Source organism: Ruegeria sp. K3 (assembly GCF_056531845.1).
This window is the reverse complement of the sequence record NZ_JBQFMM010000007.1, coordinates 132,785-148,056: the sequence shown is the minus strand read 5'-3', so window position 1 is coordinate 148,056 and position 15,272 is coordinate 132,785. Positions and strand designations below refer to the sequence as shown.

Annotated in this window: 15 protein-coding genes; 5 read left to right on the top strand and 10 right to left on the bottom strand. The window is 57.0% G+C overall.

Annotation, left to right across the window (positions count from 1 at the left end; genetic code table 11):
* Positions 1–24: 24 nt before the first annotated feature.
* The 3 genes from ACR0MP_RS14010 to ACR0MP_RS14000 all read left to right on the top strand — a co-directional run bounded on the left by ACR0MP_RS14010 (position 25) and on the right by ACR0MP_RS14000 (position 3,186).
* Positions 25–315 (top strand): SCP2 sterol-binding domain-containing protein, encoded by a 291-nt coding sequence (locus ACR0MP_RS14010; protein WP_170393409.1) that lies wholly within the window; start codon positions 25–27, stop codon positions 313–315.
* Positions 315–1,286, top strand: a complete 972-nt coding sequence (locus ACR0MP_RS14005) for an alpha/beta hydrolase (protein ID WP_170405086.1) — start codon at positions 315–317, stop codon at positions 1,284–1,286. Before ACR0MP_RS14010 ends, ACR0MP_RS14005 begins: the two co-directional genes overlap by 1 nt.
* Before the next feature lie 79 nt (positions 1,287–1,365).
* Positions 1,366–3,186: a M3 family oligoendopeptidase gene (locus tag ACR0MP_RS14000; RefSeq protein WP_480886063.1), complete on the top strand. Its 1,821-nt coding sequence runs from the start codon at positions 1,366–1,368 to the stop codon at positions 3,184–3,186.
* A gap of 27 nt (positions 3,187–3,213) precedes the next feature.
* On the opposite strand, the gene ACR0MP_RS13995 is transcribed toward ACR0MP_RS14000, so the two are convergent.
* From ACR0MP_RS13995 to ACR0MP_RS13985, 3 genes are read right to left on the bottom strand one after another with little or no spacing between them, the layout of a single operon-like run.
* Positions 3,214–4,107, bottom strand: a complete 894-nt coding sequence (locus tag ACR0MP_RS13995; RefSeq protein ID WP_170393415.1) for a DMT family transporter — start codon at positions 4,105–4,107, stop codon at positions 3,214–3,216.
* A 15-nt stretch (positions 4,108–4,122) separates the two neighbouring features.
* On the bottom strand, positions 4,123–4,392 hold the full coding sequence (locus ACR0MP_RS13990) for a DksA/TraR family C4-type zinc finger protein (RefSeq protein ID WP_170393417.1): 270 nt from the start codon (positions 4,390–4,392) through the stop codon (positions 4,123–4,125).
* Positions 4,393–4,448: 56 nt separating this feature from the next.
* Positions 4,449–5,423: a Gfo/Idh/MocA family protein gene (locus ACR0MP_RS13985; protein WP_480886065.1), complete on the bottom strand. Its 975-nt coding sequence runs from the start codon at positions 5,421–5,423 to the stop codon at positions 4,449–4,451.
* A 339-nt stretch (positions 5,424–5,762) separates the two neighbouring features.
* Between ACR0MP_RS13985 and ACR0MP_RS13980 the strand changes: the two genes are divergently transcribed.
* On the top strand, positions 5,763–6,830 hold the full coding sequence (locus tag ACR0MP_RS13980) for a fasciclin domain-containing protein (RefSeq protein WP_170735260.1): 1,068 nt from the start codon (positions 5,763–5,765) through the stop codon (positions 6,828–6,830).
* 46 nt (positions 6,831–6,876) lie between these two features.
* Here the strand turns inward: ACR0MP_RS13980 and rpoH are convergent, their stop codons facing one another.
* Together rpoH and ACR0MP_RS13970 are read right to left on the bottom strand one after the other, a co-directional pair.
* On the bottom strand, positions 6,877–7,773 hold the full coding sequence (gene rpoH / locus ACR0MP_RS13975) for an RNA polymerase sigma factor RpoH (RefSeq protein WP_170393423.1): 897 nt from the start codon (positions 7,771–7,773) through the stop codon (positions 6,877–6,879).
* Positions 7,774–7,920: 147 nt separating this feature from the next.
* On the bottom strand, positions 7,921–8,955 hold the full coding sequence (locus ACR0MP_RS13970; protein WP_170405071.1) for an RluA family pseudouridine synthase: 1,035 nt from the start codon (positions 8,953–8,955) through the stop codon (positions 7,921–7,923).
* Between ACR0MP_RS13970 and ACR0MP_RS13965 the strand changes: the two genes are divergently transcribed.
* Positions 8,954–9,256, top strand: a complete 303-nt coding sequence (locus tag ACR0MP_RS13965) for a DUF6476 family protein (RefSeq protein WP_170405068.1) — start codon at positions 8,954–8,956, stop codon at positions 9,254–9,256. The two genes, ACR0MP_RS13970 and ACR0MP_RS13965, sit on opposite strands and share 2 nt — an antisense overlap.
* 1 nt (position 9,257) lies before the next feature.
* Here the strand turns inward: ACR0MP_RS13965 and ACR0MP_RS13960 are convergent, their stop codons facing one another.
* The 5 genes from ACR0MP_RS13960 to ACR0MP_RS13940 form a co-directional block, all read right to left on the bottom strand.
* A complete protein-coding gene (locus tag ACR0MP_RS13960; RefSeq protein ID WP_480886068.1) occupies positions 9,258–11,258 on the bottom strand; it encodes a hypothetical protein in 2,001 nt (666 codons plus the stop codon).
* A gap of 155 nt (positions 11,259–11,413) precedes the next feature.
* Complete coding sequence (nagA, locus tag ACR0MP_RS13955; protein ID WP_170405061.1) at positions 11,414–12,547, bottom strand: N-acetylglucosamine-6-phosphate deacetylase; 1,134 nt, start codon at positions 12,545–12,547, stop codon at positions 11,414–11,416.
* Entirely contained in the window at positions 12,544–13,572 is a 1,029-nt protein-coding gene (locus tag ACR0MP_RS13950; protein WP_170735266.1) for an SIS domain-containing protein, read from the bottom strand. Before ACR0MP_RS13950 ends, nagA begins: the two co-directional genes overlap by 4 nt.
* 12 nt (positions 13,573–13,584) lie before the next feature.
* Entirely contained in the window at positions 13,585–14,340 is a 756-nt protein-coding gene (locus ACR0MP_RS13945) for a GntR family transcriptional regulator (protein ID WP_170393434.1), read from the bottom strand.
* The gene (locus tag ACR0MP_RS13940; protein WP_170735267.1) at positions 14,327–15,214 is read right to left on the bottom strand and encodes a BadF/BadG/BcrA/BcrD ATPase family protein; all 888 of its coding nucleotides are present in this window, start codon (positions 15,212–15,214) and stop codon (positions 14,327–14,329) included. Before ACR0MP_RS13940 ends, ACR0MP_RS13945 begins: the two co-directional genes overlap by 14 nt.
* Positions 15,215–15,272: the final 58 nt, after the last annotated feature.

Genomic DNA, 15,272 nt, shown 5'->3' with positions numbered 1-15,272 from the left:
CGCATGAACAATATGAGGAAGACCATGAGCGATATTCTGGAAAAAGCCGCGGCGGCATTGAATGAGAAACTGTCGGGCGGCGATTTCGATGCGTCAGCCAAATTTGCCATTGCCGATCTGGGTTCTATCATTCTGGATGCAAGCGGTGCGCGGGTAAGCGACGAAGATGCTGATGTGACCCTCAGCGCCGATGCGGACACCTTTGAACAGATCCTCAGCGGTGACCTGAACCCAACCGGTGCGTTCATGTCCGGCAAGCTGAGCGTTGACGGAGACATGGGTATTGCCATGAAACTCGCCTCGGTGCTGGCCTGATGGAGTTTTCGCCGGCCCCCTTATTCGAAGACGTGGCCGGCGGCCCTGCCGATGGTGCGGCGCATTGGCTGATCACCGAAGATGGCAAACGTATCCGCGTGGCACATTGGCTGCCCGACGGCGATGCGCACGGCACGGTGATGCTTTTCCCCGGTCGCACGGAATACATCGAAAAATATGGTGATACCGCCAAGGAATTTGTGAACCGGGGCTTTGCAAGTCTCGCGGTCGATTGGCGCGGGCAAGGGCTTGCAGATCGCCTGCTGGATGATCCGCGGATCGGTCATGTCGAACAATTCACCGATTACCAGCACGACGTTCGCTCAATACTGAAACTGGCCGAACAACTGGAGTTGCCCAAGCCCTGGTACGTCATAGGCCATTCCATGGGCGGAGCTATCGGGCTTCGCGCCGTTTTGGAGGGGGCTGATTTTGCGGCTTGCGCCTTTACGGGCCCGATGTGGGGGATTTTCTTTACACCAATCATGAAGCCACTCAGCCAGCTAACTGCCTATTGGGGGCCACGCTTGGGCTTGGGCGAGAAAACCCCGCCCACCACCACGCTAGAGAGCTATGTGGCCTCACAGCCCTTCGAAGGAAACGTGCTGACACGCGATCCGGCGATGTACCGAATGATGCAGGATCAGTTGGCCGCACACCCTGAACTTGCTTTGGGCGCACCGTCTACCATCTGGCTGCGCGAGGCGCTGGATGAATGCACCTGGCTGGTGGAACAGGCCGCGCCCGAGATCCCTGCCCTGACCTTCTTGGGTAGCCATGAACAGATCGTGGACCGCAAGGCCATTCGGGCACGTATGGCCAACTGGCCTAGCGGTACTCTGGTCGAGATTCCCAACGGCGAACACGAAGTTCTGATGGAGGCACCCGAGGTGCGCGGGCCGGTCTTTGATCAACTTGCTGCACATTTCGCGGCAGCCGCGGCGAAACCAAAACCCGAGCCCTGTCATTAAGGTTTGACCAGACAGCTTGCTTGTGATCCGGACGCGCCGCGCCTAAATGTTTGCCAACGCAGTTTATTCGAGGTGTTCCATGCGCGACCTTCCCTTTCCCGTCCGTGATGCAAATGCAGGCGGCGGTGCCGATGATCTGGGCAATTTGCCGGAATGGGATCTGACGGACCTCTATGCCTCGGAAGATGCACCCGAACTGGCCCGCGATCTGGACTGGCTGGAAGGCGAATGTGCGTCCTTTGCCACAGATTATGAGGGTAAGCTGGCCGAATTGGACGCAGCTGGCCTGCTGACCTGCGTGCTGCGCAACGAAAAGATCAACGCCATCGCCGGGCGGATCATGTCCTTTGCCGGATTGCGCTATTACCAACTGACCACTAACGCGGATCGCGCCAAGTTCCTGTCGGACATGCAGGAGAAGATCACCGTCTTCACTACGCCGCTGGTGTTCTTCACGCTGGAACTGAACCGTATTGATGACGACGCGCTGGCCGCGCATTTCGCCGCCAATGCTGATCTGGCCCGGTATGAACCCGTGTTCCGCCGTATCCGCGCGATGAAGCCTTATCAACTTTCCGACGAGCTTGAGAAATTTCTGCACGATCTCGGCGTGGTCGGCGATGCATGGGAGCGCCTGTTCGACGAGACAATTGCGGGCCTGACCTTTACCGTTGATGGCGAAGAGTTGAATATCGAAGGCACGCTGAATCTGCTGACCGAGCAGGATCGCGCCAAACGTGAAGCTGCCGCGCGCGAACTGGCCAGCGTTTTCCAAAGCAATATCAAAACCTTCGCACGCGTGCAAAATACACAGGCCAAGGAAAAAGAAATCGTTGACCGCTGGCGCAAAATGCCATCTGCCCAGACCGGTCGTCACCTGTCGAACGATGTCGAGCCCGAAGTGGTCGAAGCCCTGCGCGAAGCCGTTGTGGCCGCCTACCCCAAGCTGAGCCATCGTTACTACGAACTGAAACGCAAATGGCTTGGTCTGGACGTGATGCAAGTGTGGGACCGTAATGCTCCGTTGCCGATGGAGGACACCCGCATCGTCGATTGGTCCGAGGCCGAGAAGACGGTGATGGACGCCTATAACGCGTTTGATCCTCGGATGGGTGAGATCGCAGCTCCCTTCTTCTCGAAGGGTTGGATCGATGCGGCCGTGAAGCCCGGCAAAGCGCCTGGCGCCTTTGCGCATCCCACCGTGACCGAAGTTCATCCCTACGTGATGCTCAACTATCTGGGCAAACCGCGCGATGTGATGACCTTGGCGCATGAATTGGGCCACGGCGTGCATCAGGTATTGGCCGCCGATCAGGGCGAGATGCTTTCATCGACCCCGCTGACCTTGGCCGAAACTGCTTCGGTCTTTGGTGAAATGCTGACCTTCCGCAAAATGCTGGATCAGGCCGAGACAGCGGAACAGCGCAAGGTGCTTCTGGCCGGTAAGGTCGAGGACATGATCAACACAGTCGTTCGCCAGATCGCCTTCTACGACTTCGAATGCAAACTGCACGCCGCCCGTCGTGAGGGCGAGCTGACACCAGACGACATCAACGCCCTTTGGATGAGCGTTCAGGCTGAAAGCCTTGGCCCCGCATTCGAATTCATGGACGGGTACAAGACCTTCTGGGCCTATATCCCGCACTTCGTCCACTCACCGTTCTACGTCTATGCCTATGCGTTTGGCGACGGCTTGGTGAACGCGCTCTATTCGGTTTACGAAAGCGGTGCGGACGGGTTCGAGGACAAGTATTTCGAAATGCTGCGTGCCGGTGGCTCCAAGCACCATAAAGAGCTTCTGGCCCCGTTCGGACTGGACGCCAGTGATCCCGAGTTCTGGGACAAAGGCCTGTCGATGATCTCGGGATTTATTGACGAACTGGAAGCAATGGAAAGCTAAAGTTGAAAGGCAGCCTGTATGGCTGCCTCATTTCTCTTTGGCTGATTTCATCGTCGTCACGAAAATGGCCGTGACAATCAATACCGCGCCAACAATCGAAAGCGGTGTGATCGTTGCGCCCAGAAACAGTGCCGAGTTGACAAAGGTAAACACAACCGAGGCGGCGAATAGCAACGTCGCCGTCAAAGTCGACACGCGGGCGGCGGCCTCGTACCAAAGATAATAGGCAAGCGCGGTCGGCAAAACGCCCAGAAGGATCAAGAAGATCACGTCGTTTGCGGTCGGCATCTGAATAGAAAAAGCCGCCAGTGGCACCAGCAAAACGCCCGAACACAAAAAGATGCCAAACAGGAAGTTCAACCTTTCGGCAGTGGTCTCCGATGACTGCATCGCGCGGCTGCTGGAAATCAGGAACACCGCCCAGCTAAGTCCCGCCCCGATTTCCATCAGATCGCCCAGCAGGGGTTCTCCCCCGCCTTGAAAATCCCGATAGACGGTTAGAAACACACCGAGGATCGCCAGCAGGGTTGCCAATACATCAGTCCGGCCAACGGTGGTATCCGCGAAGAAATACAGAAATATCAACACGAAGAACGGCGCGGTATTCTCAAGCACCATCGCATTAGCAGCACCTGTATGTTCCAAACCTATGTGGAACAGGATATAGTTCACCACCGTCGACAACACCGCCAGCCGGAAGTTCCAATCCCTGTACTGGATTGAAACCCGTGCGCCCATCACCCGCAACATGCAGTAAATCGCAAAAGCAGCAATGAACAGGCGAGACACGGCAATCTGTAACCCGCCGAGATCACTAGTCAAATATCGCACGATAACGCTGTGCGTGCCCCATAGAAACGCGGCTAGGAACCCAAGAACCAACCCGTTTTGCAGTACTGATCTCTGCGGCTGATCCTTCACCGGGTGCTCCTCGCGTTATTTCAACTGACTGTCTTTCGAACCCCGCCGATTGATCCCGCCGCGAGATTTGAAGCTGCTGTCACGCTCTTGCTGGCAATCCAGGCACAGCTTTACGCCGGGCAGAGCAAGGCGGCGTTTTTCGGGGATCGGTTCTTCGCATTCAGCACAATGGGTAAGGCTTTCGCCCACAGGTCGCTTTTGTGCCTGCATCCGCGCCAGTTCATCTGAAATCGAAGCTTCGATCTGTTCACTCACCGCGCCATCGCGCGCCCAGCCGCCCGCCATTTAGCCCTCCTGATCCGGTCGGGACAGGATACGCGAGACACCACAGGGGTGGCAAGCTAGAGCGAAACGGCGGCGTCAAAGACCTGATCGATAACCTCTTGTGTGCCCCTCACGAATTCCAACGAACAGGGATATTCAACCCCTTCGCGAACCGATCGGCAGAACGCTTCGACCTGCAATTGATAGTGGTTGTCCGCAGGAAACCGGGGCACCAGAACTTCAAGGCCCGGTCGGTGCAGTTCAACCCGCGCCTCGCCGAACACACGGGCATTGAACGGAGCGGTTAGACGGATCATGCCACCTTCTCCGTGAAACACCATTTCCTGATGTGGATGCATGCGTGTCGAGACGTAGGCGGAATAGGTAAATTCGGGAAACTGCGCGAGTATTTCGGTGAAGACATCCACGTCATTTTCCCACCGGATCGCACCGCTGACCGAGACCGGCTCTTGCCCAGTCGCAAACCGAGCGCTGCCGATAACATACACCCCGATGTCACGCAGCCCGCCCCCACCGGTTTCCGCACGGTTGCGGATGTTGCCCGTGTCCGCCCGGTTGTCATAGCTGAACGCCCCGGTGACATGGACCAGCCGGCCGATCGCTCCGTCCGCGATCAGTTTATGGGTCAGAAGCCACTGAGGGTGATGCACGATCATATATGCTTCGGCAGCCAGTAAACCCGTCTGGTCCCTCTTTGCGATCAGCGCGTCAAACTCATCGGCCCGCATGGTCATCGGCTTTTCGCACAGCACATGCTTGCCCGAATCCAGCGCCTTCAGGCTCCATTCGACGTGAAGATGGTTGGGCAGCGGGATGTACACCGCCTCAATCTCAGGATCGGCTAGCAATGCCTCATAGCTGTTGTAGACATTCAAATCAGGGCAATATCTAGCAAAGGGCTCGGCCTTGGCCGTATCCGAGGTCGCCAACCCCGCCAGCCGCGCGCCCTCTGCCGCATGGATGGCGGGCGCCATGTGTTGTCGTGCGAATCTGGCTGCACCCAGAACACCCCAATTGACCGGTTTATGCATGCGCGCCCCCTAAAAATTGATGTAACCCGCCCACGGCGAGCTCAATGTAATTCAGTTCCTGATCTGTCTATCAACCACCTGCCAATAAGTCAGTCCTATCTCTATCTATTTGAAAATCATACGCCTCAATAAATTTTTTGATGAGATTAAAAGACCCCGATAACCTTATACTTTATATCGATAATCTAAAATCGATCAGCGTCAAACCTGCCCTCGCAAATCAGTTTTGTTGATCCAGTCTGATACTGCCGCCGTAGCTCAAACATCGACTGAATCATGCTCGGATGGTGCTCTGGCAACATCCGGAGCAACGGCAAACAGGGTGGGAGGCTTACTGAAATGCCAGCAACACATACGATTACAGGAACAGTGCTAAAAAGCGGTGATCCCGGAACGTTTGACAGCGACAATCAGGATTTCGACATTCTCCGCGAAGCGGTGATTGCAGCCGGGCTGGCGGAAACGCTGGACAATCCTGAGGCAGAACTGACCGTCTTTGCCCCAAATGACGCCGCCTTTATTGCTCTGGCACAAACACTTGGGTATCAAGGGGATGACGAGGCTGGAGCATTGGGCCACATCATCAAGGCGCTCACCCTGCTTGGCGGCGGAGACCCTATCCCTTTGCTAACCAACATTTTGAAGTATCACGTGGTCGATGGTGAGTTCGACAGCACCACAGTGGTCGGTCTAGGCGACGGGGCTGAAATCCAAACTCTGCTTGGGTCGTCAGTCGAACTGAACCTTGAAAGCGATCCTCCCAGCCTGGGCGATGCCGATCCGGGCATCGACGATCCCGGCTTGATCGCGTTCGACGTGGATGCGTCAAACGGTATCATTCACGTACTTGACGGCGTACTTCTACCCGTCTCGGTGTCGGGCATTCTGGGCAAAAAGAACACGGACTTTATCCTGGGTGACAGCAGCGATGAATTCATCTTTACCGGACGCGGCAAAGACTTTGTTCACGGTGATGGTGGCAATGACGTGATCAACACCGGCTCGGGCAATGATGTGGCGCTTGGCGGTGCCGGGAACGACATAATCTTCGGGGGGCGCGGAAAGGATATTCTGCGTGGCGATGAAGGCCATGACAAAATCTTCGGAGGTCGTGGGAAAGACATCATCGACGGCGGCGAAGGCAATGACAAACTCTTTGGTGGGCGCGGTAAGGATACGTTTGTATTCGATGAAGGCGACGGTCACGACTGGATTGTCGATTTCCGCGTCGGCAAGGACAAGATCGACCTGTCCGAATACGATGGCATCAACAGCTTTGAGGACATCGAAGACGATATCGACGGTAAGTTCTTCGGGACCAAGATCGAGTTGGACGACGGAGACAGCATCTATCTGTCAGGCGTCTGGGCAAGCCACCTGTCCGAGTCCGATTTCATTTTCGCATAACAAAAAAATCAGCCCGCTCATATGGCGGGCTGATATCAGTCTGGGGTCAGTTTGAACCCAGCATACCTTTTTCGCGCGCAAGCTCTCGCATCTTCTTTTGCAGCTTCTCGAACGCGCGCACTTCGATCTGACGAATACGTTCACGGCTGACATTGTACTGCGTGCTCAGCTCTTCCAGCGTAACAGCCTGGTCCATCAGACGGCGCTGAGTCAGGATGTCTTTCTCGCGATCATTCAGAACATCCAGCGCAGCAGCGAGCAATTCGCGCCGGGCTTCCAATTCATCGCGCGCTTCGTAGTCGCCAGCCTGATCGGCATCTTCATCTTCCAGCCAATCCTGCCACTGCATGGTGCCTTCGCCTTCGGACCCCACGGTCGCGTTCAGCGAAGCATCGCCACCGGACATCCGACGGTTCATGCTGATCACTTCTTCCTCGGTCACTCCGAGGTCTTCTGCAATCTTGGCCACATTTTCAGGACGCAGATCACCCTCTTCCAGCGCGCCAATGCGTGCCTTTGCTTTACGCAGGTTGAAGAACAGCTTTTTCTGCGCCGATGTTGTACCCAGTTTCACCATCGACCACGACCGAAGGACGTATTCCTGGATCGAGGCGCGGATCCACCACATGGCATAGGTCGCCAGCCGGAAGCCTTTTTCGGGGTCAAATTTCTTGACCGCCTGCATCAGGCCCACATTGGCTTCGGAAATCACCTCGGCCTGCGGCAAGCCATAGCCGCGATATCCCATGGCGATCTTGGCCGCCAAGCGCAGATGAGACGTGACCATTTTATGCGCGGCCTCGGTATCCTGTTCCTCGACCCAGCGCTTGGCCAGCATATATTCTTCCTCCGGCTCCAGCAGAGGAAACTTGCGAATCTCCTGCATATAGCGGTTCAGCCCACCCTCGGGTGTCGGCGCTGGAAGATTTGAGTAATTTGCCATTTATTTCTGCCCCTTGGACAAATGTTTAAGCCCTTAACATGGGATATGGGTACCAGACCCGATACATTCAAGAGGATCTGTTAACAGTCTGAGATTAACCCTATGTAAAGGAAAGCTGAAAAGGCCTTTTTCACAAGCCTTTGCAGTTTATTTCAGTGGTTTTCTGAGATTTTCCAGCAGGTCCGCCATATCCTGCGGCAGCGGGGCTTCAAAACGTAATGCCTGGCCCGAAACCGGGTGTTCGAAGCCTAACACTGCTGCGTGCAGAGCTTGGCGGGGGAAAGCCTGCACCGCCTCGGCGGTTTCGGGCGTGAATGCCCGCGCGGCCAGTTTGCGCTTTCCGCCGTAAACCGGGTCTCCGACAAGCCCGTGGCCGGCATGGGCCATATGGACACGGATTTGATGCGTTCGGCCCGTCTCAAGCCAGCATTCGATCAGAGAGAGGCTGCCCGGCGTTCCAAAAACCTCGACAATCCGTGCGCGCGTTACCGCATGGCGCCCACCGTGAAACAACACAGCCTGCTTTTGTCGATCGGTCTTGTGCCGTGCCAGCTGTGTCGTCAGACGCATGATGTTGCCCGGCTCAAAGCTAACACCCTTGATCCCACGCAACCGAGGGTCATTGGCATCCGGCACACCATAGCAGATCGCGCGATAGTAGCGCTCGACGCTATGCGCCTCGAACTGGGCAGCCAGCCCGTGATGCGCCGCATCCGATTTCGCCACAACCAGCAACCCGCTGGTTTCCTTGTCGATCCGGTGCACGATGCCCGGGCGCTTGACGCCCCCAACACCCGAGAGATCATCCCCGCAATGATGCAGCAGCGCATTGACTAGCGTACCGTTCGGCGAGCCCGGCGCCGGATGCACGACCATCCCTGCTGGTTTGTTGATCACGATCAGATCGTCGTCCTCATAGACGACTTCAAGTGGGATATCCTCAGCGCCGATATGACTACCTTCGGCTTCGGCCACGGTGATCCCAATCTGCGCGCCTTCGGTTATCTTAGCTTTGGGGTCTTCTACGGCGACGCCATCAACGGTGACGGCACCCTCATTGATCAGTCGGGCCAGCCGGGTGCGCGACAGGTTCTCTTCCGCTGGCACATCCCGCGCAAGCGCCTTATCAAGGCGGGGCGGCGGAGCGGCCGCGATATGAAACTCTATCAGGCGGGTGCCCATGACTGTCCCTTCCGAACCTCAGGAACCGCAGGAAACACCGCAGCTTCGACTGCTGCGGCGCATGGTCATGCTGTTGACCGCGGTAATGATTGGCGGGGTTCTAGTGACATTCGCCTTGATTGTCATCCGCCTATCGGACCGAACTCCGACTCTGCCGGATCAGATAGACCTGCCGGATGGTGCAAAGGCCCAGGCCGTGACTATAGGCAACAACTGGTATGCGATCGTGACCGACGATAATCGCATTCTGATCTTCGACAGGACGACCGGAAAACTGCGCCAAGAGGTTACGCTGAACTAGTTTACGCCTGACCCGAAAGTCGATTCAGTTGATTGGTAAACCGCTTGTGGGGCGGATACAGGTCGCGCGCTTTCTCAAGATAGGGGCTTGCCTTGTTCTTGTTCCCGCGCCGCATGTGTATCTGGCCCGCCATGCCCTGAATAACGACGGTCACGTCATCAAGATCGGCAGCTTTCAGAATAAGCTTCTCGCCCTGCCCGATCTTGCCCGTCCGCTCAAGCAAGCGACCCATGGCGAACATGAGAAACGGGCTTTCCGGGTCACAAGCCAGCGCCTCTGACATCGCTCGATGGGCAGCTACGGTATCGCCTTCTGCTTCGAAAAGTTCGGACAGCCGCTTTTGGTACAAGGCACTTTCCGGCACTTCAGCTACGATCTGGCGGGTTTTATCAATGGCGTGGGCCCCCGACAATTCCCCCAGATGCCTCTGTAGTATCACCCTCGCGCCCAACAATCGCGGGTCGTCTGCTGGTACGTCGTGAATCTCATCGAGTGAGGTAGAAAGCGCTTCCAATCTTTGTTGGTGATCAAAGATACGACTTGCGCGTTGATCCAGCGCCAACTCGGCCCAATCCAAGAGTATGAAATCGAAGTTGCAAGGACGCCTGACGACAACCATACGCTGAACCAGATACAGGTTATTGAACGGTGCAAACCGGCGTTGCCGAACGACCTTTTGCAATGACCAGTCCACAGGCGGCATCAGCCTAAGCGCGAGTTGAGCACGGTAGAGCATTCTGGACCCCAGAACCACAATATCCGGTCGTAACGACTTGGACCAGAACGCTTTTGCAAAATGGTGTGTCGCCGCATCACGCTTGCCTTGCATGCCGAGAACAGCGCCACGCAAGGCGCACAAAACAGAATAGTCTTCGGGCCAGAGACGCGGGTTCTGCAATCCCTCTTTGGCAAGTGCCTCGCTTTCCTGCCACTTCGACAGGTAAAAACAGTTCAGGGATTGCAGAAGTGGCATAAAGGCGTTGTCGGCCCCGGCGTCCAGAATAGGTTTCGCATTATCATACGCCTCTTCGCAGCGATCCTGCGCTGACAGATATTGCACCGCCTTTGAATAGATATGCGCCGCCTCTGAGGGATTCAGAAAGGCCGATGGCCCCTTCGCAACCCGTTCGATGAACCGCGCATTGGCCGCCTGCATCTCATCCTTGGACAATACATCGCGGAACACTTTACGCTGCTGCCCCGAAATCCGGGCTGCAGCCATCGAAAAGCCAGATATGTGTGGCGCGATCACCTGATCCGCCCGTGACATCGCAAAAAGCTCAAGAAAGTCCCGCTGCGCCCGGGTCAGAGCCGACAGATCAGCGATATCCGACATCTGCATGAGCTCCGGAAACCGTTGCTTGAAACGGTCTATCACCTCTGGCTGATCCGAAAACATGATCACCGTCTGGCCTTTGGATTTCTCCAGATGGGCCTCGTAAAACTCGTCAGGTTCGATCTTGGCGGGCCAGATCGAATGCTTCCATGGTAATCCGTTCAGGATTTCTCCGCGCCGAATGTGGTAAGCCGAAACCCCCTGCCCCGAGAGCTTCCGATCCGCGCGATCCATGATCTGACGAACCTCATCCACAAATCCAACGCTATGTATGAAATCGCGATAGCGGGGACGGATGGTTTCGATATCTTCCCACGGGAAGACCAATATCTCGCTCGCTTCTTCGACCAGAACCGAACGGCCAGACGCCAAATGGTCGATCAGCCGCTCGGGCGATGGATCGTGTTGGAAGGCCCAAATTGGCAGAGCGGTCGCGCTTATCGTGTCGAACTCTGCCTGATCAAGGAAATGCGCATCCATCCAGTCTTTGGTGAATAACTCCTCGGGATGATCCAACTCCGGCGCATCGGCGCCTTGCGGGAACCAGTTCACCCGGTAGTCTGTCCCAAAGTCTTCGGCCAGACGGAAACAGGTCAGGATCATCAGCAGGCGCGCGCCCAAACAATCCGTACGCTGACCAATGAAAACGCCACGCGTTTGGATCATTGCGCGATCCGGGTGGTCAATGCCCTGCCAATTATTCCAATTATCTGATACATACAGACATTCCCAAACCACGTTCGCCTAAGGTCTTACACAACCGCTACAGTTGAGGCGAGATGCGAAAAACGCGGTGTTTCGCAATTTGTTGCAACGCGAGGTTAAGCAACCGCCGGACGGGCCTGCGACAAGTCCGGAGAAATGCGAATGGCCTGCGAGATCAAGTTCAGGCGCGCGATTGAGCGCTGGGAAATGATATCCGCCGGAATGCGTGTGGCCGCTGCCAAGGCGTCCGTCAGTGAAACGCCGACATCCGTTGTCAACACGCGCAGCGCGGTGGTCAGGTTCAGATCGGCCCCGGCCAGGGTTCCATCCGGTAAGGTCAGCCTGCTGTTTTCACGTTGGATGACACGCCCTTCCAGCTTGAATTCCTGCAGATCCGTTCCGGCAACGGCCATCGCGTCGCTCACCAGAAACAGATGCCCCGGCCCCTGTTTAGCTGCAAAGGCGGCGCGCATCGTCTGCGGGTGAACATGGACTGCATCCGCTATCAACCCGGCAGACATCGCACCGCTGGACAAGACTGCGCCAACCAGCCCCGGTTCGCGGTTGCCCAACTGACTCATCGCGTTAAACAAATGGGTGGCGCAGTGCGCGCCCGCCTGTGCGTAAGCCACGCAGGTTTGAAACTCGGCATCACTGTGCCCCAACGACACGATGACCCCCGCCTTGCTGAGCGTTTCGACCTGAGCAATCGTGACACTTTCAGGCGCAAGCGTGACCATCAATGCAGGCAACGCCCCTGCCGCTTCTATCAGCTGTGCAAGATCAGCGTCCTGCATCCGGCGGATCAGCCCGCCGTCATGCGCGCCCTTGCGTCGCACCGAGAGATGCGGCCCCTCAAGATGCAAGCCGACAATCCCCTGAACTCCGCGCTGAATTGCCTGAGAAGCAGCAGAAATGGCAGCCGTTGTCTTTTCGGGCGTGTCCGTGATCAGCGTCGGAAGGATCGACGTCGCGCCAAGCTTGCGATGAGCCGCCGCAATACGCTGTAATGTCTCGACCGATGGATCGTCGTTGAACATGACGCCTCCGCCGCCATTCACCTGCAAATCTACAAAGCCGGGGCTTAAAATATCGCCCGACAGATCCTGAACCATCTCATCCGAAGGCAACTCGGCTTCGGGCAAAATACTGTCGAGCAGCCCGCCGACGAAACGGGCGGCGTGGCCGTCCTTCAGGGTTTTACCATCAAAGATAGGCCCGCCCGTGAAGGTGATCGTCGCATCGGTCATACCGTCTCCGTCACTTTCCGGAGGTGACGCGGTGCATCGGGATTGATGCCCCGGCGCGTGGCCACAGTTTCGACCATACCGTAGAACGAAGCGATCGAGGCTACCGGATCTGTCATCCAGTGCGTGGTGCGGACATGTGGTAGCCTCACGGCATCAGACACCTGATTGGTCGTTGCGAAGACTTTTGCGCCCTTAGCTGCGAGCGCATCGGCGACTTCGGCGATGTTGGCCTCAGCCGCGTCTCCGGACGAGAACGCAATCACCGGAAAGCCCTGATCCACGATCGAAACCGGGCCATGCAGAACTTCGGCCGAGGAATAGCTTTCCGCATGAATCTGGCAGGTTTCCTTGAATTTCAGCGCCGCCTCATTCGAAATTGCCCAGGACATCCCACGTCCCAAAGTGAACAGGGATTGGCCATCGACTGCCTCGACCACCGCACTCCAATCGCAGGTGATCGCCCGCGATAAATCTTCCGGCAATTTGTGAATTGCAGCCAGCAAAGTGTCATCACCCTTTACCTCGGCCAGCAACCAAAGCCCGGCGACCAGAGAGGTGACGAAAGTCTTGGTGGCAGCCACGCTAAGCTCGGGGCCTGCAAGGATGGGCAGAGCCGAGGTGGCGTTCTGGGCCAGTGCAGACGTGGTATCGTTCGTGATCGCCACCGAATACGCGCCGCCTTCTGTCAGGGACTTCGTCAGCTGTACGATGTCGGGGCTTTGACCCGATTGGGATACCGAAATACACAGCGCCCCGGGGCATCGCATATCGACCCCGTAGATCGATTTCACGCTCGGCCCAACCGAGGCCATGGGCAGGCCCAGCAGCAGTTCTGAAGCGTATTTCAGATAGCTGCAGGCATGGTCCGACGAACCTCGCGCAACCGAAATCAGGAAGCCGGGATCGTGCGCGCGGATCGCGCTTGCGGTCTTTGTAATCGCCGTGGCACCATCAGTGAGAAGCCGATCAACGGCAAAAGGTATCTCATTGATTTCCCGCCGCATTTGAGTTGTTTCGCTGGACATGTGCCCTGCCTTTCAGGTTGACAGACGCAGCTCTGCCACGAAATCGTAGGCATCGCCGTGATAGATGGATCGGGTAAGTTCAGCAACGCGCCCGCTTTCTAGGTATGAGGTCCGCTGAATGCGCAGCCCTGCCGTACCTTCGGCAACGTCCAGCAAACCGGCCTCGGTCGCTTCGAGATTGATGGCTGAGATTTTCTGGATCGCGCGCACCGGACGATTGCCTGAGTGTTCGAGAAAGGCATAGAGAGATCCGGTAACCTCAGTCGGGTTGGGCAATATATCCAGCGGCAACGCCGCGCGTTCCAGCGCCATCGGTCGCCCGCCAGCCGCGCGCAGACGATGAATGCGGGCGACCTGATCACTCGCCGATAGGCCCAGCGCCAGCATCTCATCAGGTGACGGCAGGAATATTCCGCGCTCCAACCAGGTTGAAGTCGTTTCAAAACCGCGCCTCTCCATGTCTTCGGTGAACGAGGTCAGGTGCGACAGCGACTGCTCAACCCGTGCAACCGCTTGACGCACGAATGATCCCGAGCCTTGCCGCTGTTCAATCGCGCCTTTGCGCACAAGTTCCTGAATCGCCTTGCGGACCGTCACCCGCGACAGGTCCGTCAGTTCGGCAATCTCGCGCTCGGGCGGGAGTGAACTGTTCGGGGCCAGAATACCCTCTTCGATCCCCTGCTCCAGCCGCTGCCGCAACTGCACGTAACGCGGACCGGCAGTCTGACCCAGCCAACCCTCGGGCCGCAAGAAGTCAGCAACGCTCATGTCGGGTCTCCTTTTGAAAGGCGTGGGCCAACGCGATGGCACCGGTCAACGGATCGCCCAGCGGGTCGGCCAATTCCTGTTGCATCTGTGCGGGAAGAAATTCCGCGTATTGCGGGCCGATGCCGCCGGTCAGGCAGATCGAAAGGCCGGGCATCCAGCCCATCGCCAACATCTGATCTGTCAGATATTGTGCACTATCCTCCATGATCGACAGCGCAAGCGCATCTCCTTGCTTTGCGTGTTGCGTGACAACAGGCGCCAGCGCTCCGAACTCGGTAGGCGACATCTTGGAGGCGGTCCTGACAATCCCAGCAGCGCCATCAAAACGCGACAACAGGCTGTCCGCCAATTCAGACGCAGGCTTCAGAGCGTCCACAAAGTCAAGCGTACAGGCCAAAGCCCGCCGCCCAACCCATTGCGCCGAGGCCTGATCCCCGAGAACAGGTCCCCAGCCCCCGGCAAATGACCTGCGATCCCCATTCTGGACCGCCAGAAAAGAACCCGTTCCGCAATGCGCTACGAAACCGTCTTTCGAGCCCAACGCACCACGTAATGCGGCGGGCCTGTCATCTTCAATCAGAACATGGTCAAATGGCAGCTTTTCTGCCAGCCGATCAGCCAGCGCGCGCCCCGTGATACCGGCCAGCCCCAAGTAGGCTGGCGCACGAGCGATTTGAGTTGCCTCTAGTCCGGCACGTCGGGCCAAAGCAGCAATTCCGTGCATCAACTCAGCGCAGGCTGCGTCAAAATCGGTTGATACATTTGCCGCACCAACCTCGACACACTGAACCGCAGAGCCGTCTGAAACAGCAAGACGGCAGCGTGTTCCACCGCCATCAGCGGCCAGCACAATGGTATCAGAAGGGCGACTCATGGAGATACCTTTATAATACCTATTTCTAATTTTGAAGACCAAATTACGCAATAATGCA

Bases quoted from the DNA above. Each gene is read 5' to 3' on its own strand.
- ACR0MP_RS14000 (WP_480886063.1), top strand. From the start codon at position 1,366: ATGCGCGACCTTCCCTTTCCCGTCCGTGATGCAAATGCAGGCGGCGGT.
- ACR0MP_RS13985 (WP_480886065.1), bottom strand. From the start codon at position 5,423: ATGCATAAACCGGTCAATTGGGGTGTTCTGGGTGCAGCCAGATTCGCA.
- ACR0MP_RS13970 (WP_170405071.1), bottom strand. From the start codon at position 8,955: ATGGGCACCCGCCTGATAGAGTTTCATATCGCGGCCGCTCCGCCGCCC.
- nagA (WP_170405061.1), bottom strand. From the start codon at position 12,547: ATGACCGATGCGACGATCACCTTCACGGGCGGGCCTATCTTTGATGGT.
- ACR0MP_RS13965 (WP_170405068.1), top strand. From the start codon at position 8,954: ATGACTGTCCCTTCCGAACCTCAGGAACCGCAGGAAACACCGCAGCTT.
- ACR0MP_RS13980 (WP_170735260.1), top strand. From the start codon at position 5,763: ATGCCAGCAACACATACGATTACAGGAACAGTGCTAAAAAGCGGTGAT.
- ACR0MP_RS13990 (WP_170393417.1), bottom strand. From the start codon at position 4,392: ATGGCGGGCGGCTGGGCGCGCGATGGCGCGGTGAGTGAACAGATCGAA.
- rpoH (WP_170393423.1), bottom strand. From the start codon at position 7,773: ATGGCAAATTACTCAAATCTTCCAGCGCCGACACCCGAGGGTGGGCTG.
- ACR0MP_RS13960 (WP_480886068.1), bottom strand. From the start codon at position 11,258: ATGATCCAAACGCGTGGCGTTTTCATTGGTCAGCGTACGGATTGTTTG.
- ACR0MP_RS14010 (WP_170393409.1), top strand. From the start codon at position 25: ATGAGCGATATTCTGGAAAAAGCCGCGGCGGCATTGAATGAGAAACTG.
- ACR0MP_RS13940 (WP_170735267.1), bottom strand. From the start codon at position 15,214: ATGAGTCGCCCTTCTGATACCATTGTGCTGGCCGCTGATGGCGGTGGA.
- ACR0MP_RS14005 (WP_170405086.1), top strand. From the start codon at position 315: ATGGAGTTTTCGCCGGCCCCCTTATTCGAAGACGTGGCCGGCGGCCCT.
- ACR0MP_RS13945 (WP_170393434.1), bottom strand. From the start codon at position 14,340: ATGAGCGTTGCTGACTTCTTGCGGCCCGAGGGTTGGCTGGGTCAGACT.
- ACR0MP_RS13950 (WP_170735266.1), bottom strand. From the start codon at position 13,572: ATGTCCAGCGAAACAACTCAAATGCGGCGGGAAATCAATGAGATACCT.